Origin of the sequence: Methylobacterium brachiatum (assembly GCF_900113845.1) — a bacterium.
In the GTDB taxonomy this organism is placed as follows: domain Bacteria; phylum Pseudomonadota; class Alphaproteobacteria; order Rhizobiales; family Beijerinckiaceae; genus Methylobacterium; species Methylobacterium brachiatum.
Genome location: NZ_FOQW01000014.1, coordinates 105,182 through 123,194, shown reverse-complemented (window position 1 = coordinate 123,194; position 18,013 = coordinate 105,182). Strand labels below are relative to the sequence as shown.

The following is an 18,013-nucleotide window of genomic DNA, read 5'->3' as shown; positions in this document are numbered from 1 at the left end:
CAAGGTCGGGCCCTTCGTCGTTTCCGGATGCGCGCTGCGACAGGGACGACGGGAACAGCCGCCGCCGCGGCCGCTTTTCACCGACGGCGCGCGGATGGCTCGGCTGCGCCGGAGCGATCCCCGATGCGCAAATCCCTTCTCCTGCTACCGTTGGCTCTCCTCAGCCTCGCCGGGCTCCCGGCCCGGGCCCAGGATGCCAGCGTGATCGGCAACAAGACGGTGCTGCCGGGCACCGGGCCGGGAACATCGACCGGCGGCGCTGGCGGCGGCCTATTGACGATTGCGGCCAGCGCAGAAGCGGCGGTCAAGCGGCAGGGCGTCAAGCCGGCCACCATCCTGGCCTCTCACCTGATCGGCGTCACGGTGCGCAACGCGGCCGGCGACAAGGTCGGGACGGTCGACGACCTGCTGATCGCCGATGGCGGGGCCCTCAAGGCAGTGGTGCTGGATGTCGGCGGCCCCCTGGGGCTCGGCAGCAAGCGCATCGCCGTGGAGCCCGGTGCCCTGGTGCTGCGCCCGGGCGGGGAGCGATTCTCGGCCGTGCTCCACATGAGCACTGACACGGTCGCGGCCGCCCAACCCTTCGACCCGGTCAAGGCGACGGCGGCGGAGTAGCTTGACCGGCACCGGACTGGATGCGGTTGCGATCCAGGCGCGCCGCTTCAAAGTCAATCCGCGATTCCCTCGCCGTCATTGCGGGCGTAGCGAAGCAACCCAGCGCGGCGCTACGTTTTTCCAGGTCACGCGACCCTGGGTTGCGTCACTGCGCGCGCAGTGACGGGGCGCCGTCCCGTGGGCGCCCCGTCGCTTCAAATATCCAGATCGACTCCGTCGGCGAAGGCCGCGCGCTCGCTGATGAAGGCGAAGCGGGCCTCGGGCTTGTTGCCCATCAGGCGCTCCACCGTGTCGCCGGTGGATTCCCGTGCCTCGTCGAGCACCGCGACCCGCAGGAGCGTGCGCTTCTTCGGGTCCATGGTGGTCTCCTTGAGCTGGGCCGGCATCATCTCGCCCAGGCCCTTGAAGCGCCCGATCTCGACCTTGCCGCCCTTGAACACCGTCTTGGTGATCCGCTCCCGGTCGGCATCGTCCCGGGCATAAGCGACCTTGGAGCCCTGCTGCAGCCGGTAGAGCGGCGGGATCGCCAGGTAGAGATGGCCACGGTCGATCAGCTTCGGCATCTGCCGGTAGAAGAACGTGATCAGCAGCGACGCGATGTGGGCGCCGTCCACGTCAGCGTCCGTCATGATGATCACCTTGTCGTAGCGCAGATCCGTCTCGCGGAAGGCCGCGCCGGTGCCGCAGCCAAGCGCCAGGGTCAGGTCCGAGATCAGCTGGTTGGCGCCGAGCTTGTCCCGGGAGGCCGAGGCGACGTTGAGGATCTTGCCGCGCAGGGGCAGGATCGCCTGGGTGGTCCGGTCCCGGGCCTGCTTGGCCGAGCCGCCGGCCGAATCGCCCTCGACGATGAAGATCTCGGAGCCCGCCGTGCCGGCGGCCGAGCAATCCGCCAGCTTGCCGGGCAGGCGCAGCTTGCGGGTCGCGCTCTTGCGGGCGACCTCCTTCTCCTGGCGCCGGCGCAGCCGCTCCTCGGCCCGGTCGATCACCCAGTCGAGCAGCTTGTTGGCCTGGGCCGGGGAGGCGGCCAGCCAATGGTCGAAGGCGTCGCGCACCGCCGTCTCGACGATGCGCTGCGCCTCGACGGTGGCGAGCTTGTCCTTGGTCTGGCCCTGGAATTCCGGCTCGCGGATGAACACCGAGAGCATGGACGCGCAGGTCGCCATGACGTCGTCGGTGGTCACCGCCGTCATGCGCTTGGCCTGGTTCACCCGCTCGGCATGCTCGCGCAGGCCCCGCAGCAGCGCGACCCTTAAGCCCGCCTCGTGGGTGCCGCCCTCCGGGGTGGGAATCGTGTTGCAGTAGGAATGCGAGAAGCCGTCCTCGGCGACCATCCAGGCCACCGCCCATTCGAGCGAGCCGTGCGAGCCGGGCTTGGTCACCTTGCCGGTGAACATCGCCTCGGTGACCAGCTCCTTGCCCTCGATGTCCCGGGCGAGATAGTCGCGCAGCCCGGCCGGGAACCGGTGCACCGCCTCGGCCGGCACGTCCTCCAGGCCCTCGAGCAGGGCAGGGGCGCAGCGCCAGCGGATCTCGACGCCGCCGAACAGGTAGGCTTTCGAGCGCGCCATCTTGAACAGGCGGCGCGGGTCGAACTTCAGCGAGCCGAAGATCTCAGCATCGGGGTGGAAACGCACCCGGGTGCCGCGCCGGTTCTGCACCCGGCCGACCAGCTCCAGCGCCCCCTGCGCGTGGCCGCGGGAGAAGGTCTGGCGGTAGAGGGTCTGGTTGCGGGCGACCTCGACCTCGAGGAGGTCGGACAGGGCGTTCACCACCGAGATGCCGACGCCGTGCAGGCCGCCCGAGGTCTCGTAGACCTTCGAGTCGAACTTCCCGCCCGCGTGCAGCGTCGTCATGATGACTTCGAGCGCCGACTTGCCCGGAAATTTCGGGTGCGGGTCCACCGGGATGCCGCGGCCATTGTCGGTGATCACCAGCGAGCCGGTTTCCTCGAGCTCGACCTCGATGAAGCTGGCATGGCCGGCCACCGCCTCATCCATGGAATTGTCGATCACCTCGGCGAAGAGGTGGTGCAGCGCCCGCTCGTCGGTGCCGCCGATATACATGCCGGGCCGGCGCCGGACCGGCTCCAACCCCTCCAGCACCTCGATGTCGGAGGCGGTGTAGCCGGCCTCGGGCTCAGCCGCCGCGATGGTCGGCACCGAAGCGGATTCCGCGAGCCGCCGCCGCGGCTCCGCCGGACGCAGGGCCGAGGGCTTGCCGCCGGGCCCGAACAGGTCGCGCGCCGGATCGCTCACGCGCGGCCTCCGCGAACGCGGCGCATCGGCCGGCTCGGTGTTGGGCAGACGGGCGTCGGATCGTGCAGCATGCGCCTTCATCCCCGCATCATAGCGGAACAAAACAGAAACATCCAGAGCGTTCGGTGCGTCGCCGAACGGCCTTACCATCGCATGCTGCGCCGCCGCGAGCGAGGGGCGCGGCCGGCCTGGCGCGACGGAGCCGTCATCGCGACGTTGCACAATCGTGGGTTAAGGCTTCCTCAGCTGCCGCCCGGATCGGAACCGCGCGGCTCCGGCCGCGTTTGTCCGGGAAAGAGCTTGACCGTGGTCAGGGAGCCGCCGTCGATGAGCAACGCCGCGATCGAGGCCCGCCGCCTCACCCTGATCCGTTTCGAGCGCGCCGCCGGCACCGTCTTCGGGTGCGACGAGGAGACGGCCTCCGTGCCGCCCGCCCGCTTCCTGGTGAACGGCCTGACCATCGCGCTGGCGACGGTCGCCACCGCCCTGGCCGCGACCATCACCTATCTGGCTTAGCCCGAAGCGTTCGCGCCCAGTCGTCAAAGGGATCGGGCGCGGCTCTCAGCCGGCACCCGATTTCTTCGCCGGGCTCTTCTTGGCCGCCGGTTTCTTCGCGGGGGCCTTCTTGGCCGCCGGCTTCTTGTCCGCGGCCGCCGCCCGTGCCGGCGCCTTCCGGGCCGATGTCCGCTTGGCCGGCTTGCCGCCACCCGACGCCCGCTTGGCATTCACCAGCGCGATCGCCTCGTCGAGGGTCAGCGCCTCGGCATTCATCGTCTTCGGCAGCGTCGCGTTGACCTCGCCGTCGGTGACGTAGGGGCCGTACTTGCCGGCCTTGACCACGAGGTCGCGCCCGCTCGTCTCGTCCTTGCCCAGCGGCCGGCCCGGATCGGCCGCCGGCCGGCCCCGGCCGCCGCCCTGCTCCTTGGCGACGATCAGGTCGATAGCGCGGTTCGCCCCGACCTCCAGCACGTCGTCATCCTTGCCGAGATTGGCGTAGGTCTTCCCGTGCTGCACGTAGGGTCCGAACCGGCCGAGATTGGCCAGGATCGGTTCGCCGGTCTCGGGATGGCGCGCCACCTCGCGCGGCAGCGACAGCAGCGCCAGGGCCTTGTCCAGATCGACCGAGGAGGGGGAGAGCCCCTTCGGCAGCGAGGAACGCTTCGGCTTCGCCGCATCCTTCTCGGTGGAGGCCTCGCCGAGCTGGACGAACGGCCCGAACCGCCCGTCCCGGATCGTCACCGGCATCCCGGTCACCGGGTCGTTGCCCAGCACCCGGACGCCCGGCTGGCCGCCCTCGGCCGAGGAACCGTCACCGTCGCCGTCGATCCCGGAGGCCGAGAGCTGGCGGGTGTACTTGCACTCGGGATAGTTCGAGCAGCCGATGAAGGCGCCGAACTTGCCGAGCTTCAGCGAGAGCTGGCCGGTGCCGCAGACCGTGCAGGTGCGCGGATTCGAGCCGTCGCCCTTGTCGGGGAAGATGTGCGGGCCGAGCAGACCGTTGAGCGCCTCCAGCACGTCGGTGACGCGCAGCTCCTTGGTCTCGCCGATCGCCGCGGAAAAGTCCTTCCAGAAGTCGCGCAGCACCGCCCGCCAGTCGATCTCGGCGTTGGACACCCGGTCGAGCTGACCTTCGAGGTCGGCGGTGAAATCGTACTCGACGTAGCGCCGGAAGAAGCTTTCCAAGAAGCCCGTGACGAGGCGTCCCTTGTCCTCCGGCTGAAGCCGCTTTTTTTCGATTTTCACGTATTCGCGGTCGCGCAGCGTTTGAAGAACGGCCGCGTAGGTCGAGGGCCGGCCGATGCCGAGCTCCTCCATGCGCTTGACCAGGCTCGCCTCGGAATAGCGGGGCGGCGGCTCGGTGAAGTGCTGGGTCGCGGTGATGCGCTCGCGGGTGAGCGGGTCGCCGGCCTTCATCGGCGGAAGCCGCTTGCTCTCCTCGTCCTCCTCGTCGTCCTTGCCCTCCTGGTAGAGGGCCAGGAAGCCGTCGAACTTCACGACCTGGCCGGTGGCGCGCAGGTCGATCCGGCGCGGGCCGACATTGGCCGTGACGTCCACGGTGGTGCGCTCCAGCTCGGCCGATTCCATCTGGCTCGCCATCGTGCGGGTCCAGATCAGGTCGTAGAGCTTGGCCTGCTCCGGCTCGAGGTGGCGGGCCACCATCTTGGGCAGGCGGCTCATGTCGGTCGGGCGCACGGCCTCGTGGGCCTCCTGCGCGTTCTTGGCCTTGACGCTGTACTTGCGCGGCACGTCCGGCACGTAGCGGTCGCCGAACTCCTTGCCGATCACCTTGCGGGTGTCCTGGATCGCCTCCGGCGCCATGTCGACGCCGTCGGTCCGCATGTAGGTGATGATGCCCACCGTCTCGCCGCCGACATCGACGCCCTCGTAGAGGCGCTGCGCGACCCGCATGGTCTGCGCCGGCGCCATCCCGAGCTTGCGCGAGGCCTCCTGCTGCAACGTGGAGGTGGTGAAGGGCGGCTGCGGGTGGCGCTTGGCCGGCTTCGCCTCGACGCTCGCCACCTGGAAGGTCGCGAGTTCGAGGTCGCGCTTGAACGCGGCCGCCGCGTCGCCGGTGCCGACATCGAGGCGCTGGATCCGCTTGCCGTCGGCCCCGACCAGGCGCGCCTCGAAGGTCGCGCCGTCCGTGGTGGTCAGGGTCGCGACGATCGACCAGTACTCGCGCGGCTTGAAGCTCTCGATCTCCATCTCGCGCTCGACCACGAGCCGGAGTGCCACCGACTGCACGCGGCCGGCCGAACGGGCGCCGGGGAGCTTGCGCCACAGCACCGGCGAGAGGTTGAAGCCGACGAGGTAATCGAGCGCCCGGCGCGCCAGGTAGGCGTCGACCAGCGCCTGGTCGATCTCGCGCGGCTTGCGCATCGCGGCCTCGACGGAGGCCTTGGTGATGGCGTTGAAGGTCACGCGCTCGACCGGGATGCCCTTGAGCGCCTTGCGGGCGTTCAGCGCCTCCAGGACGTGCCAGGAGATCGCCTCGCCCTCGCGATCCGGGTCGGTGGCCAGGATCAGCTTGTCCGCGCCCTTGACCGCCTTGGCGATCTCGCTGACCCGGCTGGCGCCCCGGTCCGCGAGCTCCCAGACCATGTGGAAATCCTGCTCGGGATCGACCGAGCCGTCCTTGGCCGGCAGGTCGCGGATGTGCCCGAAGGAGGCGATCACCTCATAGTCGCGGCCAAGATACTTATTGATCGTCTTGGCTTTGGCCGGCGACTCGACGACGACGACTTTCATTCAGACCTCTGCCCCTCGACGGAGCCTGGGCGCGACGGACGAATTCTGTTCGAAATTCGCGTGGGACGAGTGCCCGCCGTCGGGCCGGGGCCGCGCGCCGGGGACAAGTGGGTTACGGGCGGCGGGTTGTCAAATGGCAGTCGCGGCCGAGCGGCCAACTGGGGCCATCGTACGCAGCACGCGAATCCGATATGATAGCCGATCGATGGCGATCACCTTCGATCCGGCCAAACGCGACCGAACCTTGGCCGAGCGAGGGCTCGATTTCGAGGACGCAGAGCTCGTTTTCGCAGGGCCGGGCTTCACGTTCGAGGACATCCGCCGCGATTACGGCGAGCATCGCATCGTCACAGTCGGCTTCCTGGCGGGCCGGATGGTGATCGTGATCTGGACCCCACGCGGCCGGGACCGCCACGTCTTCTCGATGAGGAAGGCCAATGTCAGAGAGCAGAAGCGCTACGCACCGCTCATCCGCTGAGGCCTCGATCAAGAGCGATCTGGCGAAAGTGGACGCGCACGAGATCACGGCGGAGGAATACGATGAGATCCCCGAGCTGACCGACGAGATGCTGCAGCGTGCCGAGTTTCACGTCGGCGACCGGTTCGTGCGGCGCGAGCCTTCGGAGGGCTCCGACGCGGCGGTTTCGGTCCATCTCCTTCCGTCCATCGCCGAGCATTTCCAGGCCCAGGGCCCGGGCTGGCAGGCCCGCGTCAACGCCCTTCTGATGGAGGTGGTCGAGCGCGAGCGCGCACTCAAGCGTCGCTGAAGCCTCAGATCCCCGCGTACCACTCGTAGCCGCGATCTTCCCAGTAGCCGCCCTTGCCCTCGCCCAAGCCAGCGAGCGACTCCACCAGCTCGACCCGCATCACGTATTTGGCCTGCTTGTAGCCGAGCTGGCGCTCGACGCGCAGGCGCAAGGGGGCGCCGTTCGAGACCGGCAGCGGCTTGCCGTTGAGGTCGTAGGCCAGGATCGTCTGCGGGTTGAAGGCGTCGAACAGGTCGATGCTCTCGTAGTAGCGGATCGGCGTGCGCTTATCCTCGGGCGGCTCGGGCTCCGGGGCGCCCTGGCCCCAATCGTCCTTGGGCGCGTCGGTGGCGGTCGGCGCGCCGCCCCAATCCTCGGCGGCGGCGAGCTGAATATAGCCGTCGCGGACCGAGCCCGGATGTTCGGGCCGCCACAAGGAGGCGCCGTCACCGCCTTCGAGGCCGCCGCCGGCATATTCCAGCGTGTCGGCGCAGTGGAACACGGCGTAGCGCGCCTGGGGCTTCAGCCCGGCCCGGTTCAGGAGTTCGGCGAGCGGCACGCCGGACCATTGGCCGATGCAGGACCAGCCCTCGACGCAATCGTGGCGGGTCACCTGGGTGCGGCCCGGCAACCCGCGCAGATCCGCCAGGCTGAGCGACAGCGGCGTCTGCACCAGTCCGTCGACCGTGAGCTTGAACTCCGAAAACTTCTTCGCCGCCAGGGCGCGGAACGCCCGGTCCGGCGGGTCGATGGTGCCGTTCGGCTTGAACAAGGGCGAGATCATCGCGGCCGGGTATTCCCGGGCGAGCGTTGCAGGCGACATCAGCAGGCGCTGGACGAACAGGTTGGCGTCCTCGCCGGCCTTGAGGGTCCTGCGCCCGGCCTCCGTCCCGGCGAAGCGGTCGCAGCCGCCGAGCAGGGCGGTCCCGGCGAGGCCGGCGCCGGCGGTGAGCAGCTTGCGGCGGTGCAGGATCATCGCGCGGTTTCCTTCTCGGGACGGCCGAGGCTGAACCAGCCGGTGAGCATGCCGCGCATGTTGTTGACGAAGCCGGAGACCAGAACCAGCACCACGTGGACCACCACGAACAGCACCAGCAGCCCTGCGGCGATGAAGTGAATGGTGCGGGCCGATTGGCGGCCGCCGAACAGCTCCGGCAGCCAGTGCCAGGCCGCGTCGACGCCCGGCGACATGGCGAGGCCGGCCAGGACCATGGCGGGCAGGAGACCCAGCACGACGACGAGATAGGTGAGCTTCTGGATCACGTTGTAGCGCTTGGCCTCCTCGCCCTCGGGGAAGCGCAGCAGCAGGTGCTCCTTCACGGAGCCGCCGAAGTCGCGGATCTGGTCGCCGTCCGGGATCAGGCGGCGCCGGAGCTGGCCGCTGAACAGCCCGTAGAGGAGATAGACCGCGCCGTTGATCACCAGGAACCACGCGAACAGGAAGTGCCAGCGCCGCCCCGTGGTGAGGTCCTGGTCCGCCGGGAGGGTCGCCCAGGCCGGGAAGGCCCGGTCCACCGCGGTGCCGCCCTCGCGGGACAGGCCGAGCACGCCGGTCGTCTCGAAGCTGTGCGCGCCGATCGTCACGACGCCGCGATTCGTGCCGTCGCGCCCCTGCTCGCTGGTGATCGCCAGAGCGGGATCGTCGAAGGTCGAGACCGCCCCCCAGTACAAAGCCGGGTGGGCGTTGAAGATCTGCAGGCCGCTCATCAGCAGCACCAGCAGCACCCCGGCGTTGATCCAGTGCGCCACCCGGATCACCACGGGATGCCGGTAGAACCAGCGGCGCCCGGAGGCGTCGACGGTCTCGGGCGCTGCGAGCGCGGGGGCGCCGGCCAAAGGTTCGGCTCTCAGGCTGTCGGGTCTCAAGCGTGCGTCTCGCGGGGGTGGCGACGGTACGGGTTCCGTCCGATCCGGCTGATACGTGGCGCGGATGCTCAAGTTACCAACCGATGAAAAAAGGCCGCAGGGGCTGGCGCGCCTTGCCCGGAGAGCGTGCCGGACCTACACCCCGGACTCATCATGACGACCTCCGCGCCCCCGGCCTTCCCGCACCGGCACCTCCTCGGCATCGAGGGGCTGACCCGGCCCGATATCGAGGCGCTGCTCGACGCGGCCGATGCCGCCGTCGACATCTCAAGGCAGGTCGAGAAGAAGCGCACGACGCTGCGAGGCCGCACACAGATCAACCTGTTCTTCGAGCCCTCGACCCGGACGCAATCCTCGTTCGAGCTCGCCGGCAAACGGCTCGGCGCCGACGTGATGAACATGTCGGTCGCCTCGTCCTCGGTGAAGAAGGGCGAGACCCTGATCGACACCGCTGCGACCCTCAACGCGATGCGGCCGGACATCATCGTGGTGCGCCACGAATCGGCCGGTGCGGTCCACCTGCTCGCCCGCAAGGTCGATTGCGCGGTGGTCAATGCCGGCGACGGCGCCCACGAGCACCCGACCCAGGCGCTGCTCGACGCGCTGACGATCCGCCGCAACAAGGGCCGGATCGAGGGCCTTCAGGTGGCGATCTGCGGCGACGTCCTGCATTCGCGGGTGGCGCGCTCGAACATCATCCTGCTGCAGGCGATGGGCGCGCGCGTGCGCCTGATCGCGCCCTCGACCTTGCTGCCCGCCGGGATCGCGCGCTTCGGCGTCGAGACCTTCACGAATATGCGCAAGGGCCTGGAGGGCTGCGACATCGTCATGATGCTGCGCCTCCAGCGCGAGCGCATGAACGGCTCGTTCGTGCCCTCTGTGAAAGAGTATTTCCACTATTTCGGCCTCGATGGCGAGAAGCTGGCGCTCGCCAAGCCCGACGCCCTGGTGATGCATCCCGGCCCGATGAATCGCGGCGTCGAGATTTCTTCCGAGATCGCCGACGGCGCGCAGTCGCTGATCCGCGAGCAGGTCGAGATGGGGGTGGCCGTGCGCATGGCCGTGCTGGAGGCGCTGGCCCGGCACCTGCCGAACAGCTGAGCCCGCCGTCCGACCCGATCGAAATCAAGCTTAAGTCGGACAAAGCCGGGACGCCTTCACCCGCGTGGCTTGCCCACAGGGCGGCCGTAGCGCAGTTTCCTGCCGAATACGGCCTCGGCCGAACCCGCAAGGCCGACCTCACATGCAGATCGCTTCATGACCGCCTACACGCTCGCCGACCTCGCCAAGCTCGTCGCGAGCCGCGCCGGGACCGATCCCGAGACCTCCTACACGGCCAAGCTGCTGTCCGAGGGGCCCGCCAAGGCGGCGAAGAAGCTCGGCGAGGAGGCCGTGGAGGCGGCCATCGCGGCGGTGCAGGGCGACAAGACCGGGCTCCGGAACGAGGCCGCGGACGTGCTCTATCACCTGGTCGTGCTGCTGCGGGCGGGCGGCGTCGAGCTCGACGCCGTGATGGCGGAGCTGGAGCGCCGCACCGCCCAGAGCGGGCTCGCCGAGAAGGCCGCGAGGCGCCCCGCGTGAACGCGGCCGCGCTGCCGGGCTCGGTCGAGGCGATCCTCGACGAATCGGATCGGCTCTCGCCCTATCGTCGCTTCAGCCGCGAGGAATGGGCGCAGCTGCGCGCCGACACGCCGCTGACCCTCAAGGCCGAGGATATCGAGCGGCTGCAATCGATCAACGACCCGATCTCGGTCGAGGAGGTGGTGGCGATCTACCTGCCATTGTCCCGGCTGCTCTCGCTCTACGTCGCGGCCACGCAGGGGCTGTTCAAGGCGACCCAGCGCTTCCTGCTGGCCGAGCGCGAGACCAAGGCGCCCTACATCATCGGCCTGGCCGGCTCGGTGGCGGTGGGCAAGTCGACCACCGCGCGCATCCTGGCCGCGCTGCTCGCGCGCTGGCCCAACACCCCGAAGGTCGATCTCGTCACCACCGACGGCTTCCTGCTGCCCAATGCCGAGCTGGCCCAGCACGGCCTGATGGAGCGCAAGGGCTTTCCGGAGAGCTACGACACCGCCTCGCTGCTGCGCTTCCTCCACGACGTGAAGGCCGGCCACAAGCGGGTGACGGCGCCGCTCTACTCCCACCTGGTCTACGACCGGGTGCCCGGCGAGGAGCGGGTGGTGGAGAGCCCCGACATCCTGATCGTCGAGGGCCTGAACGTGCTCCAGCCGGCCCGCCTGCCGCGGGACGGCACCGCGATCCCGTTCGTCTCCGACTTCTTCGACTTCTCGATCTATCTCGACGGCCACGAGGACGACCTGCACCGCTGGTACGTCACCCGGTTCATGCGCCTGCGCCAGACCGCCTTCCGCGACCCGCGCTCCTACTTCCGCAAATACGCCGAGGTGCCCGAGCACGAGGCGCTCGACATCGCCGATCGGCTCTGGACCTCGATCAACCTGCCGAACCTGCGCGAGAACATTTTACCCACCCGCCAGCGCGCGAGCCTGATCCTGACCAAGGGCGCGAGCCACCGGATCGAGAGCGTCGCGCTGCGGCGGTTGTAACCGCTCACACGAACGGGAATTCGGCCTCCGCCAAGTAGGGTCCGCCCCCGGTCGATTCCTTCGCCGAGAACAGCGTCACCCGGTCGGCGGTGAAGGTCAGCGACGCGAAGGCCGGTCCTTGCGAGAGGTACATCGCCACCGCCTCCGGGCTGGCGTCGCGCCGCAGGCGGGCCAGCGTCACGTGTGGGGTGAACTTTCGGCGCTCCGGCTCGACGCCCGCCCGGCGCACCAGCCGCTCCTGCTCGGCCTGGAGGTCGATCAGGTCCGGGCTCGGCGCCACCGAGGCGTAGAGCGCCCGCGGCCGGTCGCCGCCGAAGATGCCGAGCCCGTCGAGCGTCACCGTCAGGGTGGCGCGCAGGCGCATCTCGGCCAGCGCCTCGAGCACGTCCTCGGCCACCGGGATCTCGACATCGCCGAGGAACCGCAGGGTGACGTGGTAATCGCCGGGCTCGATCCAGCGCGCACCCGGCAGGCCGCCCCGGAAAACCCGGAGCGCGTCCGCGATCTCGGGCGGCACGGCGAGCCCGGTGAACAGCCGCGGCATCAGCGCGGCGCCCCCTGCCGGAGGCCCCGGAGAAAAGTCTCGACCGTGGGGAGGATCTGGGCCGCGATGGTCTCGACGCCCCGGGCGTTCGGGTGCAGCCCGTCATCGAGGTGCTGGGCGCGGTCGCCGATGATCCCGTCCAGGAAGAACGGATACAGGATCAGGTCGTAGCGCTTGGCCAGCGTCGGGTAGATCGCGTCGAACCGCGCCTTGTAGTCCGGCCCGAGATTGGGCGCGGCCTGCATGCCGGCCAGCAGAACCGGGATGCCGCGGGCCTTCAGCCGCTCGATGATCGCCGCGAGCGCCCCCTCGGTGACCTTCGGGTCGGTGCCGCGCAGCATGTCGTTGGCGCCGAGTTCCAGGATCACCCCGGCGGTCCCGTCCGGCACCGACCAGTCGACCCGGTCGAGTCCGCCCGTGGCGGTGTCGCCGGAGACGCCGGCATTGGCCACCGTCACATCCGCGCCCTTGGCCTTGAGCAGGCGCTCCAGCACGGTCGGGAAGGCGGCGTCCGACGGCAGGCGGTAGCCGGCCGTGAGGCTGTCGCCGAGCGCCACGAGCTTGATCGGGCCGGGTGATGCCGCGTGACTCTCTGTCATGAAAGGGAACACCAGACCCGCTAGCGCTGCGACAAACAGGGCCGCCCGTCGGGCGCGGCGGGTGCCGTCATGGCGCGGCCCCAATGCGCCCCCCATATCGCGGTGCATCAACGGCCCGTGCAGCCAAGTTCGCAGCCAAGTTCGAAGCCAAGTCAGGACCTCGCGCGCCATGCTCGTCATCGTCCACAGATCGGCCGCCTCGTGAGCCACGACAAGGTGCTGCGCGAGCCGGCGATCGCGTTGTCCGACATCGATCTCAGCCTCGGCCGCGGCGCCGCGCGGGTCCACGTCCTGCGCGGCATCTCGCTCAGCGTCGATCGCGGCGAGGCGGTGGGGCTGGTCGGCCCCTCGGGTTCGGGCAAGTCGACCCTGCTGATGGTCATGGCCGGGCTGGAACGGCCCGATTCCGGCGGTGTCGTGATCGAGGAGACCGACCTCGCCCGCCTCGACGAGGACGCGCTCGCCCGCTTCCGGGGCCGGCGCATCGGCATCGTGTTCCAGGCCTTCCACCTGGTCCCGACCATGACGGCCCTCGAGAATGTCGCGCTGCCGCTGGAACTCGCGGACCGGCCCGGCGCGCTGGAGCGGGCCCGCGCCGAGCTGGAGGCGGTCGGCCTCGGCCACCGGCTGCATCATTACCCGGCCCAGCTCTCGGGCGGCGAGCAGCAGCGCGTCGCCATCGCCCGGGCCGTCGCCCCCGATCCGGCGATCCTGGTGGCGGACGAGCCCACCGGCAATCTCGACGAGGCCACCGGCCGCCAGATCGTCGACCTGCTGTTCCGGCTCAAGCGCGACCGCGGCGCCACCCTCGTCCTCGTCACCCACGACAACGGCCTCGCGCGCCTGTGCGACCGCACCGTGCGCCTGCGCTCGGGCCGGATCGAGGAGGCGGTGACCGCCTGATGCACGGCACGATCCCGCGTCCCGAACCCGCGCCCCGGCGCATCCCGCTGACCCTGCGCCTCGCGCTCCGCGAGCTGCGCGCCGGCTTGTCCGGCTTCGGCGTGTTCCTGGCCTGCATCGCGCTCGGCGTCGCGGCGATCGCCGGCGTGGCCTCGATCTCGCGCTCGCTCTCCGACGGTCTCGGCCGGGAGGGGCGCCGGATCCTCGGCGGCGATCTCGCCTACAACCTCATCAACCGCGAGGCGACCGACCCGGAGCGGCAGGCCCTGGCCCGGGAGGGCCGGATCGATGCGGTGGCCTCCCTGCGGGCCATGGCGGTGGCGGGCAGCGGCGACGCCGCGCTGGTCGAGCTGAAGGCGGTCGACCCCGCGGCCTACCCGGCGGCGGGCGAGCTCGTCACCGACCCGCCGGGCCGGCTCGTCGACCTTCTGGCGGAGCGCGACGGTGCACCGGGGGCCCTGGCGGACCCGGCCCTGCTCACCCGCCTCGACGTGAAGGTCGGCGACCGGATCACCCTGGCCGGCCACCCGGTGACGATCCGCGGCACGCTGACATCCGAGCCCGACAAGATCGCCGGCGGCATCGGCTTCGGCCCGCGGCTGCTAATCTCGGAGCCGGCGCTGCGGGCGACCGGCCTCGTCCAGCCGGGCAGCCTCAACCGCTGGAGCTACCGCATCGTCCTGCCCAAGGACGCCGCCCGGGATTCGGACATCGACGCCGCGCAGGCGCGGATCCGCGCCGCGACCCCGGAGGCGGGCTGGGAGATCCGGTCGCGCACCAACGCCGATCCCCGCTTCGCCAAGAGCATCGAGCGCTTCACCCAGTTCCTGACCCTGGTCGGTCTGACCGCTCTGATCGTCGGCGGGGTGGGCGTCGGCAACGCCGTCCACGCCTTCGTGGAGCGCAAGCGGCCGTCGATCGCCACGCTCAAGAGCGTCGGTGCGCCGGGCTCGCAGGTGGTCGCCCTCTACCTGACCCAGGTGATGCTGATCGCCGGGATCGGCACGCTGATCGGGCTCGTGATCGGGGCGAGCCTGCCGTTCGTGCTGGACGCGCTGTTCTCCGCCGACCTGCCCCTGCCGCTGAACCCGACCCTCGCACCACTCGAACTCGTGCTCGCCGCCGCCTACGGGCTGCTTACCGCCTTCGCGTTCGCGATCACCCCGCTTGGCCGCGCCCATGACGTGCCGGTCTCCGGCCTGTTCCGCGACACGGTCGACCCGGCCCGGGTCAGCGCGCGCTGGCGCTACCGGGTGTGGCTCGCCCTGAGTCTGGCGGCGCTCGTCGGCCTGTCGGTCGCCACGGCCTTCGACCGGCGGGTGGCGCTGATCTTCATCGCCGCCGCGGCGATCGCCTTCGCGCTGCTGCACGGGGTGGCGCTCGGCCTGATGGCGCTCGCCCGCCGCCTGCCGCATCCGCGCTGGCCGGCGCCCCGGATGGCGCTGGCCAATCTCCATCGGCCCGGCGCCCTGACGCCGGCCATCGTGCTGTCGCTGGGTCTTGGGGTGACCCTGCTGGTCACCCTCAGCCTGATCGACGCCAATGTCCGCCGGACGATCAGCGCGACGCTGCCGGCGCGGGCGCCGAACCTGTTCTTCCTCGACATCCCGTCCCGCGACGCGGCCGAGTTCCGGGCGTTCCTGGCGCGCTCGGCCCCCAACGGCAAGATCGAGGACGTGCCGATGATGCGCGGCCGGATCGTCGCCCTGAACGGCGTGCCGGCCAACAAGATCCGGCCCCCGGAGGACGCCGCCTGGGTCCTCGACGGCGACCGGGGCATCACCTACGCCGACACCGTGCCGGAGGGCTCGACCCTCACCGAAGGCGCCTGGTGGAGCGCCGAGCAGGGCGCCAAGCCCCTGGTCTCGTTCGAGGCCGAGCTCGCGCGCCAGCTCGGGCTCAAGGTCGGCGACAGCGTCACCGTCAACGTGCTCGGCCGCGACCTGACCGCGACGATCTTCAACCTGCGCCGGGTCGAGTGGCGCAATCTCGGCATCAACTTCGTGATGGTGTTCTCGCCCGGCACCTTTCGCGGCGCACCGCATTCGGACCTCGCCACCCTGTCGCTTCCGGGGGGCACCGATGCGGGGGCTGAGAACCACATCCTGCGCGATGTCGCCAAGGCGTTTCCGTCGGTGAGCGCCGTGCGGGTGAAGGACGCGCTCGACGCGATCGGCGACCTCGTCGGACGCCTGGTCCTGGCGATCCGCGGGGCCAGCGCGGTGGCGGTTCTGGCGAGCCTGTTCGTGCTGGCGGGCGCCATCGCGGCGGGCCATCGGGCCCGCCTCTACGACGCCGTGGTGCTCAAGGTGCTCGGCGCCAGCCGGGCCCGGCTGCTCACCGCCTACGCCATCGAATACGCGGCGCTCGGCCTCGCCACCGCCCTGTTCGGCCTCGCCGCCGGCAGCGTCGCCGGCTGGGTCATCGTCGCGAAGGTCATGCATCTCGACTTCCGGCTCGACCTGTGGGGCGCGCTGGTCGCCGCCACGGCCGCGGTGGCACTGGCGATCCTTCTCGGCCTGGCCGGCACCTGGCGCATCCTCGGCCAGAAGCCGGCGCCCTATCTTCGGCAGATCTAGGAGCCGGTTTTCGTGGCCGGCCAGCCGGTCGCGGCGGGTGGTTAAGACTTCACCGCGAGTCATCGAAACGGTGTGACCCGGGCAACCGTCAGTCGAACCGGCGACCGTGATCACGGGAATCCATTTTAATCCCTGCGGTCATGGACAAAAATACATCGTCCGGGACCTGAAAAGCGGCCCGGCAACCGTGGCCGGGGACTTGTGCGGGGGACGGCCGCGCAACATATTCCTGTCCGAGGCGCCAGCCTGGCGCCAGAGGTCCTGCGTGGGCCTCGCCCGAAACACCACGCTGAGAGAGCCTCCGCAAGGAAACTCCCATGGCATTCGAGAACTCTCCCTTCCGGTACGGCGCCCAGCAGCCGTCCGGCTACGCTGGCGCGGGCAGCCAGGTCCAGGTCGATCAGGGCCTGCGGACCTTCATGCTCGGCGTCTACAACAACATGGTCGTCGGGCTCGGGATCTCCGGTCTCGTTGCCCTCGGCCTGAACATGGCGTCGGTCGCGGCCTACCAGGGTACGCGCCCGATCCTGACCCCCTTCGGTCAGACCCTCTACAACAGCCCGCTCAAGTGGGTCCTGATGCTCGCTCCGCTCGCGTTCATCTTCGTCTTCTCGATGCGGATGGACCGGATGTCGGCCTCGTCGGCCCGGACGATGTTCTGGGCTTTCGCGGCGGTGATGGGCGCCTCGATGTCCTCGCTTCTCCTGGTCTTCACCGGGGCGAGCGTGATCCAGGTGTTCTTCATCACGGCGGCGGCCTTCGGCTCGCTGAGCCTGTACGGCTACACGACCCAGCGTAGCCTGTCGGGCATGGGCTCGTTCCTGATGATGGGCCTGATCGGCATCATCCTGGCGTCGCTCGTGAACATCTTCTTCGCGTCGTCGGCCCTGCAGTTCGCCATCTCGGTGCTCGGCGTGCTGATCTTCGCGGGCCTCACCGCCTACGACACGCAGAAGCTCAAGGAGATGTATCTCTACGGCGGCTTCGACGGCGAGATGGCGGCCAAGATGTCGGTGAACGGCGCCCTGACCCTCTATCTCGACTTCATCAACATGTTCCAGTTCCTGCTGAGCCTGATGGGCGACCGCCGCTAGGCCCTGACAGAGACCGGACTTGATCGGAAACCCCGGCGGGAAACCGCCGGGGTTTCTTTTTATCTGTACTGCCAGTCGCCAGCCGCTAACGTGCCGGCATGCTGTCGATCTCCGGCCTCTCCGCCTTCCCGATCACCCCCAGCGACGCCGAGGGCCGCGTCGATGAAACGGGCCTGCGCCGGCTTTTAGAGCGGCTCGCGGAGGCGCAGGTCGATTCGGTCGGGCTGCTCGGCAGCACCGGCACCTACGCCTACCTGTCCCGGGACGAGCGCCGCCGCGCCGTGACCATCGCCGCCGAGGTGGTCGGCGGCCGGGTGCCGATCCTGGTGGGAATCGGGGCTCTGCGCACCGACGAGTCGATCCGCTTGGCCCGGGACGCCCGGGCAGCCGGCGCCGATGCCGGGCTGCTGGCCCCGGTCTCCTACACGCCGCTCACCGACGACGAGGTGTTCCGGCATTTCGAGGCCGTGGCAGGCGAGGGCGGCCTGCCTCTGGTGATCTACGACAACCCGGCGACCACGCATTTCCGTTTCTCCCCGGACCTGATCGGCCGGATCGCGCGCCTGCCCGGTGTCGTGGCGGCCAAATGTCCCGCGCCGGCGCCGGAAGCTGCCGCGGCCGGGGTTAAGGCTCTCAGGGACGCGGTTCCAGCCGGTTTTCCCCTCGGGGTCAGCGGCGACTGGAATGCGACCGCGGCTTTGATCGCCGGCGGCACGGCCTGGTTCAGCGTGGCGGGCGGCCTGTTCCCCAAGACCTGCCTGGCGATTACGCGCGCGGTCCAGGCCGGCGACATCGCGCAGGCCCGGACGCTGAACGCGGAACTCGCGCCGCTCTGGGCGCTGTTCCAGACCCATTCGAGCCTGCGGGTGGCCTATGCGCTCGCCGAGTCCCTCGGCCTGTGCCGGGCCGAGCCGCCGCGGCCGATCCTGCCGCTGGCGCTCGCGATCCGGGACGAGATCGTCGCCACCGTCCGGACCTTGAACCTCGCGTGAGACC

General features: G+C 70.0%; 17 protein-coding genes. 11 read left to right on the top strand and 6 right to left on the bottom strand.

Annotated elements, in window-relative coordinates:
• Positions 1–123 precede the first annotated feature (123 nt).
• Positions 124–615, top strand: coding sequence for a PRC-barrel domain-containing protein (locus BMZ47_RS19310; protein ID WP_091863825.1), 492 nt, complete (start codon positions 124–126; stop codon positions 613–615).
• A gap of 194 nt (positions 616–809) precedes the next feature.
• On the opposite strand, the gene parE is transcribed toward BMZ47_RS19310, so the two are convergent.
• Positions 810–2,870 (bottom strand): DNA topoisomerase IV subunit B, encoded by a 2,061-nt coding sequence (gene parE, locus BMZ47_RS19305; protein WP_091863862.1) that lies wholly within the window; start codon positions 2,868–2,870, stop codon positions 810–812.
• Between the two features lie 327 nt (positions 2,871–3,197).
• Between parE and BMZ47_RS19300 the strand changes: the two genes are divergently transcribed.
• A complete protein-coding gene (locus tag BMZ47_RS19300; RefSeq protein ID WP_091863824.1) occupies positions 3,198–3,386 on the top strand; it encodes a hypothetical protein in 189 nt (62 codons plus the stop codon).
• Between the two features lie 45 nt (positions 3,387–3,431).
• On the opposite strand, the gene topA is transcribed toward BMZ47_RS19300, so the two are convergent.
• A complete protein-coding gene (topA, locus tag BMZ47_RS19295; RefSeq protein WP_091863823.1) occupies positions 3,432–6,119 on the bottom strand; it encodes a type I DNA topoisomerase in 2,688 nt (895 codons plus the stop codon).
• Positions 6,120–6,324: 205 nt separating this feature from the next.
• Here topA and BMZ47_RS19290 point away from each other — a divergent pair, with 205 nt between their 5' ends.
• Together BMZ47_RS19290 and BMZ47_RS19285 are read left to right on the top strand one after the other, a co-directional pair.
• A complete protein-coding gene (locus tag BMZ47_RS19290) occupies positions 6,325–6,597 on the top strand; it encodes a BrnT family toxin (protein ID WP_091863822.1) in 273 nt (90 codons plus the stop codon).
• A 28-nt stretch (positions 6,598–6,625) separates the two neighbouring features.
• Positions 6,626–6,886, top strand: a complete 261-nt coding sequence (locus tag BMZ47_RS19285) for a BrnA antitoxin family protein (protein WP_244536870.1) — start codon at positions 6,626–6,628, stop codon at positions 6,884–6,886.
• A 4-nt stretch (positions 6,887–6,890) separates the two neighbouring features.
• On the opposite strand, the gene BMZ47_RS19280 is transcribed toward BMZ47_RS19285, so the two are convergent.
• Both BMZ47_RS19280 and BMZ47_RS19275 read right to left on the bottom strand, forming a co-directional pair.
• Positions 6,891–7,841 carry a molybdopterin-dependent oxidoreductase gene (locus BMZ47_RS19280; RefSeq protein WP_091863820.1) on the bottom strand — a complete coding sequence of 317 codons (951 nt, stop codon included), beginning with the start codon at positions 7,839–7,841 and terminating at the stop codon, positions 6,891–6,893.
• Positions 7,838–8,701, bottom strand: a complete 864-nt coding sequence (locus BMZ47_RS19275; protein ID WP_091863819.1) for a cytochrome b/b6 domain-containing protein — start codon at positions 8,699–8,701, stop codon at positions 7,838–7,840. Before BMZ47_RS19275 ends, BMZ47_RS19280 begins: the two co-directional genes overlap by 4 nt.
• 183 nt (positions 8,702–8,884) lie before the next feature.
• Between BMZ47_RS19275 and BMZ47_RS19270 the strand changes: the two genes are divergently transcribed.
• The 3 genes from BMZ47_RS19270 (at position 8,885) to coaA (ending at position 11,298) form a co-directional block, all read left to right on the top strand.
• A complete protein-coding gene (locus BMZ47_RS19270) occupies positions 8,885–9,832 on the top strand; it encodes an aspartate carbamoyltransferase catalytic subunit (protein ID WP_091863818.1) in 948 nt (315 codons plus the stop codon).
• Between the two features lie 156 nt (positions 9,833–9,988).
• Positions 9,989–10,312, top strand: a complete 324-nt coding sequence (locus tag BMZ47_RS19265) for a phosphoribosyl-ATP diphosphatase (RefSeq protein WP_007566161.1) — start codon at positions 9,989–9,991, stop codon at positions 10,310–10,312.
• Positions 10,309–11,298, top strand: a complete 990-nt coding sequence (gene coaA / locus BMZ47_RS19260) for a type I pantothenate kinase (RefSeq protein WP_007566159.1) — start codon at positions 10,309–10,311, stop codon at positions 11,296–11,298. Before BMZ47_RS19265 ends, coaA begins: the two co-directional genes overlap by 4 nt.
• A gap of 4 nt (positions 11,299–11,302) precedes the next feature.
• On the opposite strand, the gene thpR is transcribed toward coaA, so the two are convergent.
• Positions 11,303–11,842: an RNA 2',3'-cyclic phosphodiesterase gene (gene thpR / locus BMZ47_RS19255; RefSeq protein ID WP_091863817.1), complete on the bottom strand. Its 540-nt coding sequence runs from the start codon at positions 11,840–11,842 to the stop codon at positions 11,303–11,305.
• Complete coding sequence (locus BMZ47_RS19250) at positions 11,842–12,441, bottom strand: arylesterase (protein WP_091863861.1); 600 nt, start codon at positions 12,439–12,441, stop codon at positions 11,842–11,844. Before BMZ47_RS19250 ends, thpR begins: the two co-directional genes overlap by 1 nt.
• A 201-nt stretch (positions 12,442–12,642) precedes the next feature.
• On the opposite strand from BMZ47_RS19250, the gene BMZ47_RS19245 reads away from it, so the two are divergent.
• The 4 genes from BMZ47_RS19245 (at position 12,643) to BMZ47_RS19230 (ending at position 18,009) form a co-directional block, all read left to right on the top strand.
• Positions 12,643–13,344: an ABC transporter ATP-binding protein gene (locus tag BMZ47_RS19245; RefSeq protein WP_370881357.1), complete on the top strand. Its 702-nt coding sequence runs from the start codon at positions 12,643–12,645 to the stop codon at positions 13,342–13,344.
• Positions 13,344–15,923, top strand: coding sequence for an ABC transporter permease (locus tag BMZ47_RS19240; RefSeq protein WP_091863816.1), 2,580 nt, complete (start codon positions 13,344–13,346; stop codon positions 15,921–15,923). Before BMZ47_RS19245 ends, BMZ47_RS19240 begins: the two co-directional genes overlap by 1 nt.
• Positions 15,924–16,240: 317 nt before the next feature.
• Positions 16,241–17,017, top strand: a complete 777-nt coding sequence (locus BMZ47_RS19235; protein ID WP_007566149.1) for a Bax inhibitor-1/YccA family protein — start codon at positions 16,241–16,243, stop codon at positions 17,015–17,017.
• 98 nt (positions 17,018–17,115) lie between these two features.
• The gene (locus tag BMZ47_RS19230) at positions 17,116–18,009 is read left to right on the top strand and encodes a dihydrodipicolinate synthase family protein (protein WP_091863815.1); all 894 of its coding nucleotides are present in this window, start codon (positions 17,116–17,118) and stop codon (positions 18,007–18,009) included.
• Positions 18,010–18,013: the final 4 nt, after the last annotated feature.